At 69.8% G+C, this 18,439-nt stretch carries 19 protein-coding genes; 8 read left to right on the top strand and 11 right to left on the bottom strand.

What is annotated here, in order from left to right; all coding sequences use genetic code 11:
- Positions 1–13: 13 nt before the first annotated feature.
- Positions 14–1,549 (bottom strand): MFS transporter, encoded by a 1,536-nt coding sequence (locus AB0I12_RS07235; protein WP_359925839.1) that lies wholly within the window; start codon positions 1,547–1,549, stop codon positions 14–16.
- 87 nt (positions 1,550–1,636) lie between these two features.
- Here AB0I12_RS07235 and AB0I12_RS07230 point away from each other — a divergent pair, with 87 nt between their 5' ends.
- Entirely contained in the window at positions 1,637–2,389 is a 753-nt protein-coding gene (locus tag AB0I12_RS07230; RefSeq protein ID WP_359925837.1) for an AAA family ATPase, read from the top strand.
- On the opposite strand, the gene AB0I12_RS07225 is transcribed toward AB0I12_RS07230, so the two are convergent.
- The gene (locus AB0I12_RS07225; protein ID WP_359925834.1) at positions 2,383–3,318 is read right to left on the bottom strand and encodes a DUF4349 domain-containing protein; all 936 of its coding nucleotides are present in this window, start codon (positions 3,316–3,318) and stop codon (positions 2,383–2,385) included. The genes AB0I12_RS07230 and AB0I12_RS07225 overlap by 7 nt on opposite strands.
- Positions 3,319–3,404: 86 nt before the next feature.
- A complete protein-coding gene (locus tag AB0I12_RS07220; protein WP_359925831.1) occupies positions 3,405–5,573 on the bottom strand; it encodes a DEAD/DEAH box helicase in 2,169 nt (722 codons plus the stop codon).
- Positions 5,574–5,892: 319 nt separating this feature from the next.
- On the opposite strand from AB0I12_RS07220, the gene AB0I12_RS07215 reads away from it, so the two are divergent.
- Positions 5,893–6,573 carry a ferritin-like fold-containing protein gene (locus AB0I12_RS07215; protein ID WP_167207264.1) on the top strand — a complete coding sequence of 227 codons (681 nt, stop codon included), beginning with the start codon at positions 5,893–5,895 and terminating at the stop codon, positions 6,571–6,573.
- Positions 6,574–6,718: 145 nt separating this feature from the next.
- On the opposite strand, the gene AB0I12_RS07210 is transcribed toward AB0I12_RS07215, so the two are convergent.
- The 5 genes from AB0I12_RS07210 to ligD form a co-directional block, all read right to left on the bottom strand.
- Positions 6,719–6,994 carry a GlsB/YeaQ/YmgE family stress response membrane protein gene (locus tag AB0I12_RS07210; protein WP_359925828.1) on the bottom strand — a complete coding sequence of 92 codons (276 nt, stop codon included), beginning with the start codon at positions 6,992–6,994 and terminating at the stop codon, positions 6,719–6,721.
- A gap of 146 nt (positions 6,995–7,140) precedes the next feature.
- A complete protein-coding gene (locus tag AB0I12_RS07205) occupies positions 7,141–7,368 on the bottom strand; it encodes a DUF3107 domain-containing protein (RefSeq protein ID WP_359925825.1) in 228 nt (75 codons plus the stop codon).
- 102 nt (positions 7,369–7,470) lie between these two features.
- Positions 7,471–8,100, bottom strand: a complete 630-nt coding sequence (locus tag AB0I12_RS07200; RefSeq protein WP_359925822.1) for a TetR/AcrR family transcriptional regulator — start codon at positions 8,098–8,100, stop codon at positions 7,471–7,473.
- 161 nt (positions 8,101–8,261) lie between these two features.
- Positions 8,262–8,468 (bottom strand): hypothetical protein, encoded by a 207-nt coding sequence (locus tag AB0I12_RS07195; RefSeq protein WP_359925819.1) that lies wholly within the window; start codon positions 8,466–8,468, stop codon positions 8,262–8,264.
- A 20-nt stretch (positions 8,469–8,488) separates the two neighbouring features.
- Complete coding sequence (ligD, locus tag AB0I12_RS07190; protein WP_359925816.1) at positions 8,489–9,415, bottom strand: non-homologous end-joining DNA ligase; 927 nt, start codon at positions 9,413–9,415, stop codon at positions 8,489–8,491.
- A 42-nt stretch (positions 9,416–9,457) separates the two neighbouring features.
- Here ligD and AB0I12_RS07185 point away from each other — a divergent pair, with 42 nt between their 5' ends.
- From AB0I12_RS07185 to moeZ, 3 genes are all read left to right on the top strand, one after another.
- Positions 9,458–10,372: an alpha/beta fold hydrolase gene (locus AB0I12_RS07185; RefSeq protein ID WP_359925813.1), complete on the top strand. Its 915-nt coding sequence runs from the start codon at positions 9,458–9,460 to the stop codon at positions 10,370–10,372.
- A gap of 63 nt (positions 10,373–10,435) precedes the next feature.
- On the top strand, positions 10,436–13,186 hold the full coding sequence (locus tag AB0I12_RS07180) for a Calx-beta domain-containing protein (RefSeq protein ID WP_359925810.1): 2,751 nt from the start codon (positions 10,436–10,438) through the stop codon (positions 13,184–13,186).
- A gap of 121 nt (positions 13,187–13,307) precedes the next feature.
- Positions 13,308–14,498, top strand: a complete 1,191-nt coding sequence (gene moeZ, locus AB0I12_RS07175; protein ID WP_359925808.1) for an adenylyltransferase/sulfurtransferase MoeZ — start codon at positions 13,308–13,310, stop codon at positions 14,496–14,498.
- An 8-nt stretch (positions 14,499–14,506) separates the two neighbouring features.
- Here moeZ and AB0I12_RS07170 read toward each other — a convergent pair whose 3' ends face one another.
- Entirely contained in the window at positions 14,507–15,295 is a 789-nt protein-coding gene (locus AB0I12_RS07170; protein WP_359925805.1) for a maleylpyruvate isomerase family mycothiol-dependent enzyme, read from the bottom strand.
- Complete coding sequence (locus tag AB0I12_RS07165; protein ID WP_359925802.1) at positions 15,292–15,933, bottom strand: TetR/AcrR family transcriptional regulator; 642 nt, start codon at positions 15,931–15,933, stop codon at positions 15,292–15,294. The genes AB0I12_RS07170 and AB0I12_RS07165 overlap by 4 nt, the downstream gene beginning before the upstream one ends.
- A gap of 76 nt (positions 15,934–16,009) precedes the next feature.
- Here AB0I12_RS07165 and AB0I12_RS07160 point away from each other — a divergent pair, with 76 nt between their 5' ends.
- The 3 genes from AB0I12_RS07160 to AB0I12_RS07150 all read left to right on the top strand — a co-directional run bounded on the left by AB0I12_RS07160 (position 16,010) and on the right by AB0I12_RS07150 (position 17,491).
- Positions 16,010–16,276, top strand: a complete 267-nt coding sequence (locus AB0I12_RS07160; RefSeq protein ID WP_130439916.1) for a DUF2277 domain-containing protein — start codon at positions 16,010–16,012, stop codon at positions 16,274–16,276.
- 69 nt (positions 16,277–16,345) lie between these two features.
- Positions 16,346–17,185 carry a TIGR03560 family F420-dependent LLM class oxidoreductase gene (locus AB0I12_RS07155; RefSeq protein WP_359925799.1) on the top strand — a complete coding sequence of 280 codons (840 nt, stop codon included), beginning with the start codon at positions 16,346–16,348 and terminating at the stop codon, positions 17,183–17,185.
- Positions 17,186–17,194: 9 nt separating this feature from the next.
- The gene (locus AB0I12_RS07150; protein ID WP_355700220.1) at positions 17,195–17,491 is read left to right on the top strand and encodes an MGMT family protein; all 297 of its coding nucleotides are present in this window, start codon (positions 17,195–17,197) and stop codon (positions 17,489–17,491) included.
- A 5-nt stretch (positions 17,492–17,496) separates the two neighbouring features.
- Here AB0I12_RS07150 and AB0I12_RS07145 read toward each other — a convergent pair whose 3' ends face one another.
- Entirely contained in the window at positions 17,497–18,399 is a 903-nt protein-coding gene (locus AB0I12_RS07145; protein ID WP_359925796.1) for a hypothetical protein, read from the bottom strand.
- Positions 18,400–18,439: the final 40 nt, after the last annotated feature.

Genomic DNA, 18,439 nt, shown 5'->3' with positions numbered 1-18,439 from the left:
AGAGACTAACCGCTCACCTGGTCCGAACCAGCTTGGCCGTGGTCGCTGCAAGGATCAGAACCATCACGACACTCATCACAGCCGCCAGCTGTACGCCGTTGGTGTACGCGTCCCGCGCCGTCGTGAGCAACTGCTGGGCGAGCGGTGCGGGCAGATGCTCAGCCTCGACCACCGCACTGCCCAGAGTGTCGCGTACGGAGTCCGGTGCACCGGCCGTCCCCGACACCCCGGCGCGGTAGACCGCTGTGACGATGCTGCCGGCGATGGCGATGGCGATGCCGAGCGCGATCCCGAGCTCAGTGCCGGTCTCGCCCATCCCGGACGCCACACCGGCTCGCTCCGGCGGTGCGCTGCTGATGACGACGTCGTACGTGAGCGCCAGCACCAGCTGGATGCCCAGACCGGCGAGACTCAGCCCGATGACGACCGGCCAGCGCCCGGTCGCGGCAGCCATCAGTGCGAGCCCGGGCGCCGCGACGAGGAAGCCGACGGTCATGGCGGTGCCGGGCCGGAGTAGGCGGATCACGTACGGCCCAGCGAGCGTGCCTGCGATGCCCGCGACCGTCGTGGGCAGCATCCAGAGACCGGCCTCGAACGGGCTCATCCCGAGCACGAGTTGGAAGTACTGCACGGCGAGGAACTGCATCGCGGCCAGCACGTACAGCCCGAAGGTCTGCGCACCGAGCGAGGCGCTGAACGCGGACCGACGGAACAAGTGCAGATCGAGGAGCGGCTCGGACAGCCCGAGCTGGCGGCGGACGAACCACCAGCCGAGTCCCACACCGACCACCGCGACAGCCAGAGTGCCCGGGTGCAGGCCGCCCTTCGCGGTCTCCTTGACGGCGTAGACCACCGAGAGGATCGCCGCGACGGAGAGAACCACGCTGAGCAGGTCGATCCGGCCGGCGTGCTCGTTGCGGTACTCGGGGAGCAGCAGCCGTCCGACAGCGAGCAGGAGCAGCAGCGGTGGTATGCCGATCAGGAACACCGAGCCCCACCAGAAACGGTCGAGGAGCACGCCGCCGATCAGCGGACCGGCCATGCCGCCGATCATGAAGTTCGTCATCCAGATCGCGATCGCCAGCCGGCGCTGGCCGGGATCGCGGAACATGTTGCTGAGCAGCGACAACGTCGACGGCATCAGGGTCGCCCCGGCCAGGCCGAGCAGGGCCCGCGCGGTGATCAGCAGCTCCGCGCTGGTCGCGAACGCCGCCAGCAGCGAGGCGACGAGGAAGCCCGCCGCACCGATCATCAGCAGGCGGCGGCGCCCGATCCGGTCGCCGACCGTCCCCATCGTCACGAGCAGCCCGGCCACCACGAAGCCGTACACGTCGACGATCCACAGCAGCTGCGACGAGCTGGGGGCGAGGTCGGCACTCAGCGCCGGAGCCGCGAGGTGCAGCGCGGTCCCGTCGAGGCCGATCAGGACGGTCGGCAGCGCCAGGACGGCCAGTCCCAGCCACTCCCGCCGCCCGGCCCGGGCCGGTACCGCCGGCTGGTCGTCGCAGTCGGGGGTCGGGGGATCGGGGCAGATGCTCGTTCCGGTCATGTCCAGCATGCTCGGAGCTCAAGTGGCCTTGAAGTCAACAGCTCGGTCGGTGTGGGCCGGCGGTCCGCCGTACGGCACAATGGCCGGGTGCCTCGCACTCTCGCGGTCGCCAATCAGAAGGGCGGCGTGGCCAAGACGACCACGGTCGCCACCCTCGGCGCAGCCCTGGCCGAGCTCGGCCAACGGGTGCTGCTGGTCGATCTCGACCCCCAGGCCTGCCTGACGTTCTCGGTCGGTATCGATCCCGAGGACCTGGACCAGTCGATCCACCACGTGCTGCTCGGCGGCGTGCGCGCCCGCGACGTACTGATCGAGTCCGACGACGCCCCGGACCTGCTGCCCGCCACGATCGCGCTCGCCACCGCGGACGTCCAGCTGGCCCGGGAGAGCGGTCCGGAGCAGGTCCTGCGGACCGCGCTGCGCCCGCTGCGTACGTCGTACGACTGGATCATCGTCGACTGCCCGCCGACCCTCGGGCTGCTCACCGTGAACGGCCTGTCCGCGGCGTCCGACGTGCTGATCCCCTTGCAGTGCGAGACGTTGGCGCATCGTGGCGTTGGGCAACTACTCGACACCGTGAACGACGTCCAGCGGCTGACGAACCCGGGCCTGCGGGTGCTCGGTGTGCTGCCGACGCTGTACGACGGCCGTACGAGGCATGCACAGACGGTCCTCGAGACGATCGCGGACACGTACTCGCTGGACGTGCTGCAGCCGGCGATCCCCAAGTCGATCCGGTTCGCGGAGGCGCCGGCGATCGGCGACACCGTGCTCAGCACGGCGCCGGCCTCGCCCGGCGCGAAGGCCTACCGGGCGTTGGCCGGCGCACTGCTTCACTGACCGCTGTTCGGCGCCGGCGGGGGCAGCGGGGCCGGGGCCGGCTGGCGGCGCAGCTTGTTCCGGAAGAGCCACAGCGGTACGAGGACGATCGCGAGCAGCACCAGGAACGGCAGCAGCGCGCCGACGGCGGTCGCGATCGCGGAGAAGACCGCGGTGAACGCGTGCCAGCCGCCCTTCAGGCCCGCCACGAAACCTTTGTCCGGCTCCTCGACGGTCTGCACCGGCGGTTTGCCCTTCTCGGTCAGCGTCAGCGTTAGCGTCGCGAGGTCGGTCTGCAGGGCCAGGTTCTTCTGCTTGGCCAGCAGCGACTCCAGGTCCGACTCGCGGCGGGTCAGCTCACTCTCGACCGAGACGATCTCGCCGATCGTGTTCGCCTTCGTCATCAGCGCGCGGGTCCGGTCCAGGCTGGCGCGCTGCGACTCGATCCGGCTGGCGACGTCGACGACCTGCTCGGTGACGTCGGTCGACTCCTGGTGGATCTGCAGGCGCTTCCCGAGGTCGGACAGCCGCTGGATCGCGGTCTCGAACGACTTGGTCGGCACCTTCAGGACCAGGTTCGACCGGTTGATGCGGCCGTCGGGGTCGCTCATGGTGTCCTCGGCGGCCACCTGACCGCCGAGGCCGCTGATCGTGGCGACCGCCTTCTGCCGCAGGGCGGAGACATCTTCACCCTCGACGGCCAGCGAGCCGCTCTTGATGATCGCCCGCGTGATCGTCGGCTCGTCCTTGCCGCCGCCTCCGGACGAGTCCGACTTGCCGGCGGCCGGCGCCTGCGGTTTCGCGTTGCCCGCCGCCTCGCCGGAGCTCTGCCTCGGCGCGGCCGCGGAGTCGCCGGCCGAGTTGCTGTCGTTGCCACTGGCACTACAACCGGCCAGCACCACGACCCCCACGACAGCCATCACGGCCGTCACCGCCCTGATCCGCCTCATCACCCAGCCCCTCTCTCGTGATTACCGTCCTAGGACGGCCCACGCGGGGCTGGGTGTTGCAGCGTCAGATCACCATTCGGAAACGGTCACTCCGGCGCACTGAAGATCGGCGTGGTCGCCGCCTTCCGCGCCCGCTTCACCGGCTTCTCGTCCGCAGCCGGCTCCTCCGCCGCGCTCGCAGCGGCCTTCCGGGTCCGCGTGCGCTTCACAGGCTTCTCGCCGGCGCCCGCCGGCTGCTCGGCCTTCGCCTCGGCCGCCGGTGCCTGTGCGGTCTTGCGGGTGCGAGTGCGCTTGACAGGCTTGTCCTCCGCAGCCGCAGCCACCTCGGCAGCGGCCTGCGGCGCGTCAGCCGTCTTACGCGTCCGCGCCCGCTTCACCGGCTTCGCGTCCGCCGCCGCTTCCGCAGCAGCCGGCTCAGCCGCAGCCGCCTTCCGGGTCCGCGTGCGCTTCACCGGCTGCTCGTCCGCGACCACCTCGGCCTGTGCCTCGGCAGCCTCGGGCGCCTGCGCGGTCTTGCGGGTGCGCGTGCGTTTGGCGGGCTGCTCGTTCGCGACCACTTCGGCCTGTGCCTCGGCTGCCGGCTCCGGTGCCTGCGCGGTCTTGCGGGTGCGCGTGCGCTTGGCGGGCTTGTCGTCCGCGACCACCTCGGCCTGTGCCTCGGCAGCCGCCTCGGGCGCCTGCGCGGTCTTGCGGGTGCGCGTGCGTTTGGCGGGCTGCTCGTTCGCGACGACCTCGGCCTGTGCCTCGGCAGCCGCCTCGGGCGCCTGCGCCGCCTTCCGGGTGCGCGTGCGCTTGGCCGGCTTCGCGTCGGCTGCCGACTCGTCCGCCTTCGCCTCGGCGACCTCGACCTCGGCTACGGCCGACTCGGCCGTGGGGGCCTCTGCGGTCTTCCGGGTGCGGGTGCGCTTGCGCGCCTTCCGGGCGGGCGCCTCCTCGGCGACCGTCTCGGTCGACACCGGTACGTCGGTCTTCGTGGTGACGTCGGCGCGCTCCTCGAGCGGCTGGCCGGCCCGCGTGCGCTTCCGGGTCCGGTTCCGCTTGCGACCCGGCCGCTCGCCGTCGGAACGGCCTTCGTCGCGACGACCGCGCGGCCGGTCCTCCCGCGCCTCGCGAACCTCCTGCGGCGCGCGCGCCGGACGGATCCGGCCCTTCGCCTCCGACGGGATCCCGAGGTCGTGGTACAGCTCCGGCGACGTGGAGTAGATCTCCTGCGGCTCGTCGTACGGCAGGTCGAGCGCCTTGTTGATCACCTTCCACCGGGTCACGTCCGGCCAGTCCACGAAGGTCACGGCGATGCCGCTGGCCCCCGCGCGCCCGGTCCGCCCGATCCGGTGGATGTAGGTCTTCTCGTCCTCCGGGCAGGTGTTGTTGATCACGTGCGTGACGCCCTCGACGTCGATGCCGCGGGCGGCGACGTCGGTGCAGACCAGGACGTCGATCTTGTCGCCGCGGAACCGGGTCAGCGCCCGCTCGCGGGCCTGCTGGTTGAGGTCACCGTGGATCGCGGCCGCCTTGAACCCGCGGTCCTGCAGGTCGTCGGTCAGCCGGGACGCCTCGCGCTTGGTCCGGCAGAAGATCATCACCCGGCCGCGGTCCTCGGCCTGCAGGATCCGCGCCACCACCTCGGGCTTGTCCAGATCGTGCGCCCGGTAGACGAACTGTGCCGTGGTCGGCACCATCTGGGTGTCCTCGTGCGACTCGGCCCGGATGTTCAGCGGGTGCCGCATGTGGGTGCGGGCGAGGCCGATCACGGCCGACGGCATGGTTGCCGAGAACAACATGGTCTGGCGCAGCTCGGGCGTCTTGCGCAGGATCCGCTCGACGTCGGGCAGGAAGCCGAGGTCGAGCATCTCGTCGGCCTCGTCCAGCACCAGGACCTTGATGTGGCTGAGGTCGAGAACCCCGCGGTTGGCCAGGTCCAGCAGGCGTCCCGGCGTACCGACGACCACGTCGACGCCGCTCTTCAGGGCGTCCAGCTGCGGCTCGTACGCGACGCCGCCGTAGATGGTCAGGATCCGCACGGTGCGCACGGTGGAGGCAGTCACCAGGTCCTTGGCGACCTGGATGGTCAGTTCCCGGGTCGGGGTGACGACCAGCGCCTGCGGTTTGCCCGGGGCGGCGAGTTCCTCGTAGTCGGCCTCGCCGGGGGAGATGGTGCGCTGCAGCAACGGGATGCCGAAGCCGAGCGTCTTGCCGGTGCCGGTACGGGCCTGCCCGATCAGATCGGTGCCCATCAGCGCGACGGGGAGCGTCATTTCCTGGATCGGGAACGGCTCTTTGATGTTGACACGGTCGAGCGCGTCGCAGATCTCGGGCAGAACCCCGAGCTCTCGGAAGGTGGTCAGGCTGATCGCCTCTCACATGCTTGTGCGGACAGATGCTTCACGTGGCCGGGCGCCTGGGGCCTGGAAGCCCCGATCGTGAGGCGCGGGGACACTGTGCAAGCACCTCGCACCAGCTTGCCCATCTGGGCGCGTCACCGGCGAATCGCCCACCAGTGTAACCGCAGCGGCTGTCAACGCCGCTTCGTGTGGCATGCGCCACTCCCGTGCGCGGCCCGATAGGGTGCCGGGCATGGAGCAGACGGCCTTTGACGACCCCGCCTACCGGGCCGCGGCGGTGGACCTGCTGGGAGTGCTCGCGTACGGCGAGCTGACCGCGTTCGAGCGGATGGCCGAGGACGCCAAACTGGCCCCGACCCTGGACGACAAGGCGGAGCTGGCGGCGCTGGCGACCACCGAGTTCGGGCATTTCCAGCGGCTCCGGGACCGGCTCGTCCAGCTCGGCGTGGACCCGATGGACGCGATGCGGCCGTTCGTCACGCCGCTGGACGCGTTCCACGACCACACCGCGCCGTCCGACTGGCTCGAGGGCCTGGTCAAGGCGTACGTCGGGGACGGGTTGGCCAACGACTTCTACCGGGAGATCGCGTCGTTCGTGGACGCGGAGACGCGGGCGCTGGTGCTGGAGGTGTTCGCCGACTCCGGTCAGGCCGAGTTCGTGGTGGACCGGGTCCGGGCCGCGATCGACGAGGACCCGAAGCTCGGCGGGCGGCTGGCGCTGTGGGGCCGCCGCCTGGTGGGCGAGGCGCTCAGTCAGGCGCAGCGCATCGCCGCCGACCGGGATTCGCTGGCCGCCCTGCTGGCCGGCAGCGTGGACCGTCCGGGCCTGGACCTGGCCGCGATCGGCCGGATGTTCACTCGGCTCACCGAGGCCCACACCGCCCGCATGACCGCCCTGGGCCTGCAGGCCTGAGTCCCAATTTGCCTGGTTGACCCACCAAATTCCGGGTTCTGCACCCTGAATCAGGGGGCCGAACCCGGCACTTGGCTGGTTTACCAGGCAAATGGCAACGGCCGCCTTCCCCCGCGGGGGTGGCGGCCGTTTGGTTGTGCCTGCGTCAGGCGGCTTTGGTCCTGCTGTTCCTTGCGGAGATGATCGCGACCACGATCGCGGCGCAGATGATCTGGATCAGGTACTGGGTCCAGTCCGGGCCGGGGGTGTCCTTGACACCGAGGAGCTTCGCGATCAGACCGCCGATGAAGGCGCCGATGCCGCCGCCCAGGATGGTCCAGCCGAGGCTGATGTTCTGCTTGCCGGGGAGCACCAGCCGGGCCAGCGGCCCGAAGATGATGCCCGCGATGAGACTGACGATGATCATCCAGACCCAGTACACGGTGTCCTCCTAGTGAGGGATGGTGAACCTGCGCCGGTCCGGTGCCCCGTGACAAACCAGACCACCTGAGCGCAGGTCTCACCGTCATCGTGCCCTCTCGGTGGCTTTCCGCAACCGGGACACGCGCGACTGTGTCCGGAACGCGATCAGATCGCGCCGAACCCGACCTTGCGGGTCGACACCTCGCCGATCTCGACGTACGCGAGCCGGTCGGCCGGGATCAGCACCCGGCGGCCCTTCTCGTCGGTCAGCTCGAGCAGACCGGACTTGCCGGTGAGCGCCGCGGCGACCAGTGCCTGGACCTCTTCCGGAGTCTGCTCGCTCTCCAGAACCAATTCCCGATTGGCGTGCTGCACGCCGATCTTGACCTCCACGAAACCCTCCGGGCACGTTCGACCGGCGACTCTCGCCGATGACACTTCGAGCCTATCCGGTCGTTCTGCCGGGCCCGCACCCGTCCGCCGAGAGCAGAACCGTCAGCCGTCGGTGCGCGGGAAGCCCCGGATACCCCGCCACGCGAGGGAGGCGACCAGGTCGGCGGCCTGCTGCTGCGGGAACGACGGGTCGCCGGCGCCGAGCCAGTAGCGGGCGCTGACCTGGGCCATGCCGACCAGGCTGACGGCCAGCACCATCGACTGCTCACGGCTGAGGCCGGCGTCGGCGCTGATCACCTCGGAGACCGCCTCGGCGCACGCGTGCGTGACCCGGTCGACGCGCTCGCGGACGGCCGGCTCGTTGGTCAGGTCCGACTCGAACACCAGCCGGAAGGCGCCCTGCGCGTTCGCCACGTAGTCGTAGAACGCGTGCATGGTCGCCGCGACCCGGAGCTTGTTGTCCTCGGTCGACTTCAGCGCGTCCTGCACCGACGCCACGATCGCGTCGCAGGAGCTGTCCAGCAGCGCCAGGTACAGCTCCAGCTTCCCGGGGAAGTGCTGGTACAGGACCGGCTTGGACACGCCCGCGCGGTCGGCGATGTCGTCCATCGCGGCGGCGTGGTACCCGTTCGCGACGAAGACCTCCTGGGCCGCCTCGAGCAGTTGGGCGCGGCGAGCCAGCCGGGGCAGGCGGCTGCCACGCTTGGGTGCGGTCTCCGGTGTCGTCGACACGGTCGGCTCCTTCGGTGGTGCTCTCCGGCGGCCGGCTTCGTCCGGCACCGGGTCGTTCCACGAATCCTACCCAGCAGTCCTTCCCGTCAGTAGCTTCCCCGCCGACCAACCCGCCACGGACCGTTCCATCGTGGTACTGCGGTCCGCGGCAGGTACGGCGGTCAGCGGTAGTCGTCCTCGTCGGCGTCGCCCACCTCGCGGCGCTGCTCCTCCACGTCCGCCGGGTCCGCCTCGCTCGGGAGTCCGGACTCCTCGGACCGGTCGTCCACCACGGTCGAGGCCAGGCGCTGCTCGAGCACGTCCGCCTCGGAGGCCTCGGTCGGCAGGTTGTCGTCGCCCGGGCCCTCGTAATCGGGTCCACTGGTCATCTGGCTCGCGCTCCTCTCATCTAGGCCGGTAGCGGCTTGGGGTCGTCGTACAGCCCTTCGAGTACGTCGCCGTACTCCTCGATCCGGGCGAGTACGTCGTGCGGCAGGAACCGGAGATCCTCGGGGGAGGTCGCGGACGCCACCTCGTCCCAATCGATCGGCGTCGACACCCGCGGCTCGTCGGAGCCGCGCAGCGAGTACGGCGCCAGCGTGGTCTTGGCGCTGGCGTTCTGACTCCAGTCGATGAACACCTTGTTGGGCCGTAGCGCCTTGGTCATGTTGGCGGTGACGTTCTCCGGCAGCGCCTCCGCCAGCTGCTCGGCGAGCTGCTTGGCGAACGCACTGGTCTGCTTGGACGGCGCGGGCTCGATCGGTACGTACAGGTGCATGCCCTTGTTCCCGGACGTCTTCGGCCAGCCTTCCAGACCGAAGTGGCCGAGCAGTTCCCGCAGCCCCAGCGCCACGTCGCAGCACTCGACGATCGTCGCTCCCGGCCCGGGGTCGAGGTCGAACACGATCAGGTCCGCCCGCGGGTCCTTGCCCTGGTCGGACAGCCCGATCCGCCACTGCGGCACGTGCAGCTCCAGTGCGGCCAGGTTGGCCAGCCACACCACGGTCTGTACGTCGTCGCACACCACGAAGCTCATCTCGTCGCGTCCGGTGGAGCTGCCGGGTGTCGGCAGCGTCTCGGTCCGCACCCAGGCCGGCGTACCGCGGGGAGCGTTCTTCTCGAAGAAGTACGCCGCCTCGGTGCCGTCCGGCCAGCGTTTGCGGGTCAGCGGCCGGTCGGACAGGTGGGGGAGGAGCAGCGTCGCCACTTGGTGGTAGTAGTCGATCACCTCGGCCTTGGTGAACCCGGTCCGTGGATACAGGACCTTGCCGAGGTTGGTGAGCTTCATCGTCTGCCCGTCCACCTCGGTCGTCAGCTGCTGCTGCGCACCCGCCATACGTCCCAGTCTCCATCAGCGGAGCGGCCTAACATGGGTGCTGTGGATAGTTACGGACCAGTAACCGCAGACGGGTCGCCGCTGGCGGTCCGGGACTGGCCGGTGCGGCGGGTCCCGGTCTCCGGCATGGATGTGGCGGTCAGGGACCTGCCCGGTGCGGCGACGGATCTGCCGCCGGCCCTGTTCGTGCACGGCCTCGGCGGGTCGTCACTGAACTGGACAGCCCTCGGGCTGCTCCTGAACGACTCGGTCCGCGGCATTGCGCCCGATCTCCCCGGTCACGGGCGTACGCCGCTGTCCGGCGTGACCGGGATCTCCGAGCAGGCCGACCTGCTCGTCCAGCTCCTGGAGCGGGAGTACGCGGGCCCGGCGCATGTCTTCGGGAACTCGATGGGCGGGGCCGCCTCGGTGGCTCTGGCGGCGCAGCGGCCGGACCTGGTCGCCTCGCTGACGCTCGTGTCGCCGGCCCTGCCACATCCGCGGGTGTCGGCCAGTGCCCTGTGGTTCACAGCGCTGGCAACTCCCCGGCTCGGTCCGGCCGTGCTGGAGCGGACGAGGCGGATGCCGTTCGACCGGCGCTTCCAGGCGTCGCTCGCGATGGTGTTCGGTGATCCACGAGGGCTGGACCCAGAGGTGCGGGCGGCGTACGAGGAGGAGCTGCACCGTCGCGACACCGACCCTTGGGCCCAGCAGGCCACAGTGGACGGCGCACGCAGCATCCTGCGGTCCTCGCTGGCCCCACCGCGGCGGTCGCTCTGGGCGGATGCCGCGACTGTGCAGTGCCCGGTGCTGCTGATTTACGGCGGCAAGGACCGTCTGGTCGACGCGCGGATCCGGACCAAGGCCCAGCGCACGTTCCCGGACGCGCGCACGCTGTACCTGCCGCGGTCCGGGCATGTCGCGCAGATGGAACATCCGGACCAGGTGGCGCGGGCGTTCCGTCAGTTGATCGGCTGATCGAGTCGAATCCGACGCCCGGCTGAGACACGACTGAGCGGCGGGTCAGGTCAACTTGGCCGCGTGAATGGCAGAACCGCCCGAAATCTGTCGTTGGGAATCGCCGTACTGCTCGGTGTGGGGCCGCTGACCGCGACCGCCGCACCGCCTGTAGTTGCTCAAAGCAACCACTGGGACGTGCGGCCGCTCGCCAACGGATTCCAGCTGACCCTTCGTCTCGACGAGCCCGCGCCGATGCGTGCGTCCCTTCCGCTGCTGGAGGTCGACGGCAAACCGCTCGGTGTCGCCAAGCAGTCTCCGGACCGCAGAACGCTGACCCTGGTCAGCACGGACCCGGCCGTACTGAAGGCGCGCGACGTACGCCTGGTCTGGTCCGGGGACCTGGGGAAGGAGTCCGGCAAGAGCCGGGCTGTCAACCCGGCCGGACCGACCGATGCCGACTGGCTGAAGGCGCGCCGCGGCCCGCTGCTGCCGTCGGACCCCGGTGCACTCGGCAAGTACAAGGTCGACACCGCGGAGTACGACCTGGGTGACGAGGCCGTCTACCTGCCGGGCCTCAAGCACCGGGCGGAGCTGCGCGGAAAGGTGTACTCACCACGTGGTGCGGTTGGACCGCGGCCGCTGGTGGTCTTCCTGCACGGCCGGCACGAGGTCTGTTACGGCGAGCCGACCCACCCGTCCGACGACGAGAAGCCGTGGCCGTGCCCGCCGGGGATGAAGCCCATCCCCAGCTTCCGGGGGTACGACGGCCCGGCGACCGCGCTGGCCAGCAACGGGTACCAGGTGGTGTCGATCAGCGCCAACGCGATCAACGGCTGGGACAGCGACGCGTACGACGCGGGCGCGCAGGCGCGGGCCGAGCTGATCCTGGACCACCTCGCACTGTGGCGGAGGTGGTCGACGATCGGCGGCGGCCCGATGGGCACCCGCTTCGTCGGCAAGATCGACCTCCAGAACGTTGGCCTGATGGGGCACTCGCGGGGCGGCGAGGGCGTGGCGCGGGCAGCCGTGCTGAACGCTGACCGCGGCGGGCAGTACGGGATCCGCGCGGTACTGCCGCTGGCTCCCACGGACTTCGCGCGCGCCACGGTGCCCGGCGTCGCGATGAGCGTCGTACTGCCGTACTGCGACGGCGACGTGTCCGACCTGCAGGGCCAGAAGTTCTACGACGACACCCGGTACTCGGTCGGCGGCGACACCGCACCGCGCTCCACCGTGACGGTGCTGGGCGCCAACCACAACTTCTTCAACACCGAGTGGACCCCTGGCCAGTCGGTCGCTCCGTCGAACGACGACTGGTTCGGTGACGAGAAGGCGTCGCCGTGCGGAGCCAAGTACGCCGGCCGGTTGACCGCGAAGCAGCAGCAGGCCGTCGGCACGGCGTACGTCGCGGGGTTCTTCCGTCTGCAGTTGGGGCGCGAGATGCAGTTCCTGCCGCAGTTCGACGGCTCTGACTCGCGGGCGGCGTCTGCCGGGAAGGCCGTCGTGCGAGTGGTGTCGCAGGCGCCGCTGAGGTCGCGGCTGGACCTGAACCACTTCGACAAGCCCCTGCAGGCGGGAGCGGTCAGCGGCAAGCTGTCGGCGACTGTCTGCGCTGGTGTGACTGCCGTGAACGTGCGGGCGAGTACGCCGACGTGCATGGACACCGAGGACTGGGGCAACGCGCCGCACTGGGACACAGCGTGGTTCGCCGCGAACACACCGACCACCGCGGTCACCAAGCTGAAGTGGACAAGCACGAACGGCGTGCTGCGCGTCGACGTACCGGCTGGGCACCGCGACGTACGGCGGTTTGCGGCCCTGACGTTCCGTGCCGCGCCCGACCCGTCCGGTGCCTCCAAGACCGACCTGAGCGTCCGTGTGGTCGACGGGCACGGACGGGCGGCCGTGGTACCGGTGTCCGCGGTCAGTGACGCGCTGGTGCGGATGCCGGGCAACAACGAGGTCGGCCTGCCGAAGAACCTGCTGCGGACTGTCCGCATCCCCGTGCTGTCGCTGAAGGGCGTGGACCTGCGCGACGTACGAGCTGTGGAGCTGCGGACGGACAGGGTCGCCGGCGGGTCGGCGTACGTGAGCGACCTGGGCTTCTCGTCGCCCGGACTCGGCTTCTCGGCGCCGGCAGTGCTGCTGCCGAAGCTGTCTGCCTCCAGCGTCACGGTGAAGGAGAGGGACAAGGGCACGCACACGGTGGACTTCTGGGTCCGCCTGTCGCGGCCGAGCATCCGGCCGGTCAGCGTGTACGTCGAGACCAACGGCGAGCTCGGCGAATCGGTCGGGGACGTGGCGCAGCACTTGGTGTTCAGGCCCGGCCAGGTGCGCCAAAAGGTGACTGTGCCGATCAAAGCGAACACCCGAGACAGCTACGACCTGCCGTTCAATCTGGTGCTGTCGGCGCCGCACGACGCGCTGCTGGACGAGTCCTTCGGTCACGGTCTGGTCATCGACGACGACCCGACGCCGACACTGACCTTGACCAACCTGAAGACGCCCGAGAAGGCCGGCGTGGTGAGCTTCGGAGTGAAGCTGTCCGCGCCGAGCGACAAGTACGTCAGCTTCTCCGGCGTCCTGAAGGACGGCACGGCGGTCATCCGCAAGGACTACACCGGCGTCAACGACGACGGCACCGGTCCCGTGGACCGGACGATCGACGCGTACATCGAGCCCGGCAAGACCACCGGCGACCTCCAGGTCAAGATCCTCGACGACAAGGTCAGGGAACCGGCCGAGACGTTCACCGCGGTCATCGACCAGGTCGACGGCGCCGTCCTCCGCGTTCCGGCGACCCTGACCGCCACGATCACCGACAACGACTGAGACGCGCGTACCGGGATGTGGACCCGGACGGGGGTGCTTGGGAGAGTGCGGGAACATGGAGGTGGGAGAGATGGTTGAAAACCGGAGATCCCGTCCGACGTCTTCCTGAGGAGCCGACAACGTGTCACTGCCACCGCTGGTCGAACCGGCCGACGAGCTGACGATTGACGAGGTGCGGCGGTATTCGCGGCACCTGATCATCCCCGAGGTCGGGATGGCCGGGCAGAAGCGGCTGAAGAACGCCAAGGTGCTGGTGATCGGCGCCGGCGGTCTCGGCAGCCCGGCGCTGCTGTACCTGGCTGCCGCCGGTGTCGGCACGCTCGGCATCGTCGAGTTCGACACCGTCGACGAGTCCAACCTGCAGCGTCAGGTCATCCACGGCCAGTCCGACGTGGGCAAGTCCAAGGCGCAGTCCGCCAAGGAGTCCATCCTCGAGGTCAACCCGTACACGAACGTCGTCCTGCACGAGACCCGGCTGGACAACGACAACGTGTTCGAGATCTTCGAGCCGTACGACCTGATCGTCGACGGCACCGACAACTTCGCCACCCGGTACCTGGTGAACGACGCCGCGGTGCTGCTGCACAAGCCGTACGTGTGGGGTTCGATCTTCCGCTTCGACGGACAGGTCAGCGTGTTCTGGGCCGACAACGGCCCGTGCTACCGCTGCCTGTACCCGGAGCCCCCGCCGCCCGGCATGGTCCCGTCCTGCGCCGAGGGCGGCGTGCTCGGCGTGCTCTGCGCGTCGGTCGGCGCCGCGCAGGTCACCGAGGCGATCAAGCTGCTCACCGGGATCGGCGACCCGTCGCTCGGCCGGCTGAACATCTACGAGGCGCTCGACCTGAACTGGCGCACCCTGAAGGTCCGCAAGGACCCGAACTGCGCGATCTGCGGCGAGAACCCGACCGTCACCGAGCTGATCGACTACGAGAGCTTCTGCGGTGCGATCACCGAGGAGGCGGCCGACGCGGCCGCCGGCTCGACGATCTCGGTCAAGCAGCTCAGCGAGTGGATCAAGCTCAAGGACAACGGCGAGAAGGACTTCGTCCTGATCGACGTCCGGGAGCCGAACGAGTACGAGATCAACAAGATCCCGGGCTCGGTGCTGATCCCGAAGGCGGACTTCCAGACCGGCGTCGCGCTGGAGAAGCTGCCGCAGGACAAGCAGCTGGTCTTCCACTGCAAGTCCGGCGTCCGCTCCGCGGAGGTGCTCGCGATCGCCAAGGGCGCGGGCTTCTCCGACGCCGTCCACGTCGGCGGCGGGGTCGTGGCCTGGGTCGACCAGATCGACCCGAGCCAGCCGTCGTACTAGACGTCGTACTAGAAGGGCATTCGGCAGGACGCGACCGCCTCGGCGGCTACGGGATCACCCGTGACCGCCGGGGCGTCGTCGCGTCCGGACACGGTCCGCATGTACCCGACCGCGTCCACCGTGGCACGCCCCACCGGCTCACCTCTCCCGAGCCGGTAGGTCCCGCCGCCCTGCCCGGTCAGCTCGACCTCGACGGCCGGCCGGTGCTCCCACCACGGTCCGTCCATCAGGTCGTACATCACCTGCGCGACCAGCTCCCCGGCGTACGGCCCGGCGTCGAACGGGCGGCCAAGCGCCTGGCAGACGTCGTCGCGGTGCATCCACAGGTCGCGTGCCAGCAGGATGTCCTGGATGTACCCGAGGCTGAACTTCACGACGTGGAACCCGTCGATCGTCATCGACACCCGGCGGATCAGCTCGGGGTTCTTGGAGATCTTCCGGGTCGCCTTCGCCCACACCTGGTCGAACTCGGTGCGCAGCCCGGCGGGCGGCGTACCGCGGTGCTCGTCGGCCTGCACCATCATGTGCGCGTCGATCCGCAGCACGTCGGGATAGACCCGCTTCGCCTTCCGGTACCGGCGCGGGAACGAGAACGCCTTGTTCACGTCCTCGGCCTGGCCGATCAGGTGACCGGCGATGTCGGCGACGTCCCACTCGTCGCAGACCGTACGGCGCTGCCACTCGTCCCCCTCGATCGACGCAAGCAGCTCGTGCCACGCCCGGAGCTCGGCGTCCCGGTGGACCCGGCACCGCGCGCGGTCGGCCCGCCCGATCTGTTCCGCGAGTACTGCGGTCATTTGCTCCCCCTGATTGGTGCGTAGCGTTGATGGAACATCTCGAGCACGGTCGGCAGCATCCGGATGAACCGCCCGTCCTCGAACGAGGCGTCCGGCTCGTTCGCCATCTGCTGGGACAGCAGCCCGGCGGTGAGTGACGTGAACAGCGCGACGCCTTCGTCGCCGGCGGCGTCCGGGTGCAGGTAGCCCGCGTCGGCCGTCGCCTGCAGGTGGTCACGGAGATCCCGCAGCGTCTCCTGCGCCGGCGCGTACGCCTCCGCGCTCGGCTCGAAGCCGGGCACCGTCCGCCAGAACATGAGCTGGGTGTAGACGGGGTTCTCCAGGCACCACCGGCTGAACGCGGTCGCTGCGATCAGGTTGAGCTCCAGCGGATCCCCGGTCGCGGCCGTCGTGAGCGCCGCCCGGTACGCGTCCCGCTGCAGCTCGCTGCCGCGCTGGAAGAGCGCGTCGTAGATCGCCATCTTCGACGGGAAGTACTGGTACAGCGACGGCGGCTGCATGCCGAGCCGCCGGGCCACCGCGGACAGGCTGAGCGCCGCGACGCCCTCGGACGCCATCAGTTCGATCGCGACGTCGAGGATCTCCTCGATCGTCTGCTGACGACGGCGGGTCCGACGGTCCGGCGCGGTAGTGCTCATGCCATGAGGAAAACCTAATGCCATTAGGGTTGTCAATACCCCGTAGTTGTCCCCGGCGGCACGTACTGTCGGGAGCATGTGCAGAAACATCACCGTGCTCCGGGGACTGGAGCCGTCGGCGACCTCCGAAGAGATCTACGCGGCCGCGCTGCAATATGTGCGCAAGGTGACGGGCGTCGGCTCGCTGAGCGCGACCACCCGCGGCCCGATCGAGCGCGCGGCCACCGAGGTCGCCCGCATCACCGAGCAGCTCCTCGAGGAGATGCCGGCCCGCCGCACCCCGCCGCAGACCGTCCCGCCGCTGCGTCGCCCCGAGGTCCGTGCCCGCCTCGGCCTCGACTGAGCGCGAACGGGGGTAATGTCGCCTCCGGGAAACGGTTACCTCTGAGTGGTTGCCTTAGGGAGGCGCGGGATGCGGTTCGCGATCAAGACCAGGCCGGAGCACACCACCTGGCAGCAGATGCGGGACGTGTGGGTCGCGGCGGACCAGTTCGAGATCTTCGAGTCCGCCTGGCACTGGGACCATTTCTACCCGCTGACCGGTGACATGCAGGGGCCGAACCTGGAGGCCTGGACGACGCTGGCCGCGCTCGCGCAGGCGACGTCGCGGATCCGGCTCGGCTGCCAGGTGACCGGGATGATCTACCGGCACCCGGCCGTGCTCGCGAACATGGCCGCGACCACCGACATCATCAGCAACGGACGGCTCGAGCTCGGCATCGGCGCGGGCTGGAACGAGATGGAGACCGCGGCGTACGGCATCGACCTGTACCCGCTGAAGGAGCGCTTCGACCGGTTCGACGAGGGCACCCAGGCGATCATCGCGCTGCTCACCGAAGAGGTCGCGAACTTCGACGGCAAGTACGTCAAGCTCACCGACGCGTACTGCAACCCGAAGGCCGTGCAGACGCCGCACCCGCCGATCACCATCGGCGGCAAGGGCCCGAACCGCACGCTCCGCGCGGTCGCCAAGTGGGCCCAGCAGTGGAACGTCATCGTCCCGAACCCGCAGGAGTGGAAGGCGCTCAAGGACGTCCTGGTGCAGCGCTGCGAGGAGGCCGGCCGCGACGTCGGCGAAATCACCTGCTCGGTGAACGTCCGGATCGACCCCGACAGCCCGCTCGACAAGGCGGTCGCCGAGGCCGCGGCGTACGGCGAGGCCGGTGTCGACCTGGTCGTCATGAACCTTCCGCTGGACGCGCCGCCGTCGGTTCTGGAGCCGCTCGCGAAGGCGCTCGCCCCGCTCGCCTAGATTGGGCGCGTGGACAGGGAGGAGTACGTCGAGGCCGTGCTGCAGGCCGTGGAGTCGATCCCGGAGGGCAGCGTCGCGACGTACGGCGACATCGCGGAGTACGTGGGGCAGGGCGGCCCGCGGCAGGTCGGCGCGATCATGCGCGAGTACGGCGCGAGCGTGCCGTGGTGGCGGGTGATCCGCGCGTCCGGCGTACCGGCCGATGAGGTCGGCGACGAGCAGCTCCACCGGCTGCGCTCCGACGGCGTGCGGATCACCAACGGCCGGGTGAACCTGCGCCAGGCCCGTTGGGATCCGCACGACTAGAGCGTCTACTCGCCGTACAGCGACGAACCCTCCTGCGACGTGCGCAGGCAGTAGATCGGGTCGTTGAACGTGCCGGGCACCTTGCCCAGGGCCTGGATGACCGTGGCGGTTCCGTTGGCGTGCCCGACCGCATACAGGTACGCCGACCCGCTGTCCCGGTCGACCGCGGCGAGCAGCGTGCTCTGCGTGCCGCACTTCTCCGCGACGATCGCCTCGAAGCCCTGCCAGGTCGACGTCCGCACGGCCTTCACCACCGGCGTCATCGGCGACGTGACCGGGATCCGGATCGTGTACAGCGCGCCGCCTCGCGTGGTCGCGAGGAGTGTGTCGTACGTCGCGGTCTGGCTGATCAGCGTCATGGTCTTGACCGCGGAGAACCCGGCGGACGAACCGAGCCCGTGGAAGCCGGTGCTGTCCTTCTTCCAGCGGAACAGCACGCCGTCGTTGCGCAGCCCGTACAGGTACTCGCGGGTCGGGTCCGCGCCCTTCGGATAGCCGGACCGGGCGAGCTGGGTGTAGTCGCCCATCCCGTCCTGGATGTTCGCCTGACCCCACCACGGTCCGTCCGGCGGCCGGGCGATCAGCGTGCTGTAGAGCCAGGTGCCGTAGATCGCGTAGCCGCGGTCGACGATGCCGTCGTGGCTGTCGTAGGAGAACTCCCAGGTCGCACTGGCCTTCGTCTCGCCCGGGTCGGCGATCTGCGGGCCCACCCGGCGTTCGCTCGCGGCCGGCGGGCTCGCGGCGGACAGAACCTGGTCGACGTAGTTGCCTCCTGCGGTGATCGAGCCGAGGTCGAGTGAGCAGATCGACGCGATCTTCGGGTTCGCCGCCGAGGCGGTGGTGGTCGTCGGTCCTGCGAGGAGAACAGCCGTCCCCAGGAGGGCGGCGGTGTGCCGCAGCGTCCTCATTCGGTGCTCCTTGTCGTCGTGTTGCCGTCGAGGAACTCGA

Source organism: Kribbella sp. NPDC050459 (assembly GCF_040655315.1).
Lineage (GTDB): Bacteria > Actinomycetota > Actinomycetes > Propionibacteriales > Kribbellaceae > Kribbella.
Note: the sequence above shows the minus strand (reverse complement) of the source record. Positions and strands in the feature narration are given on the sequence as shown.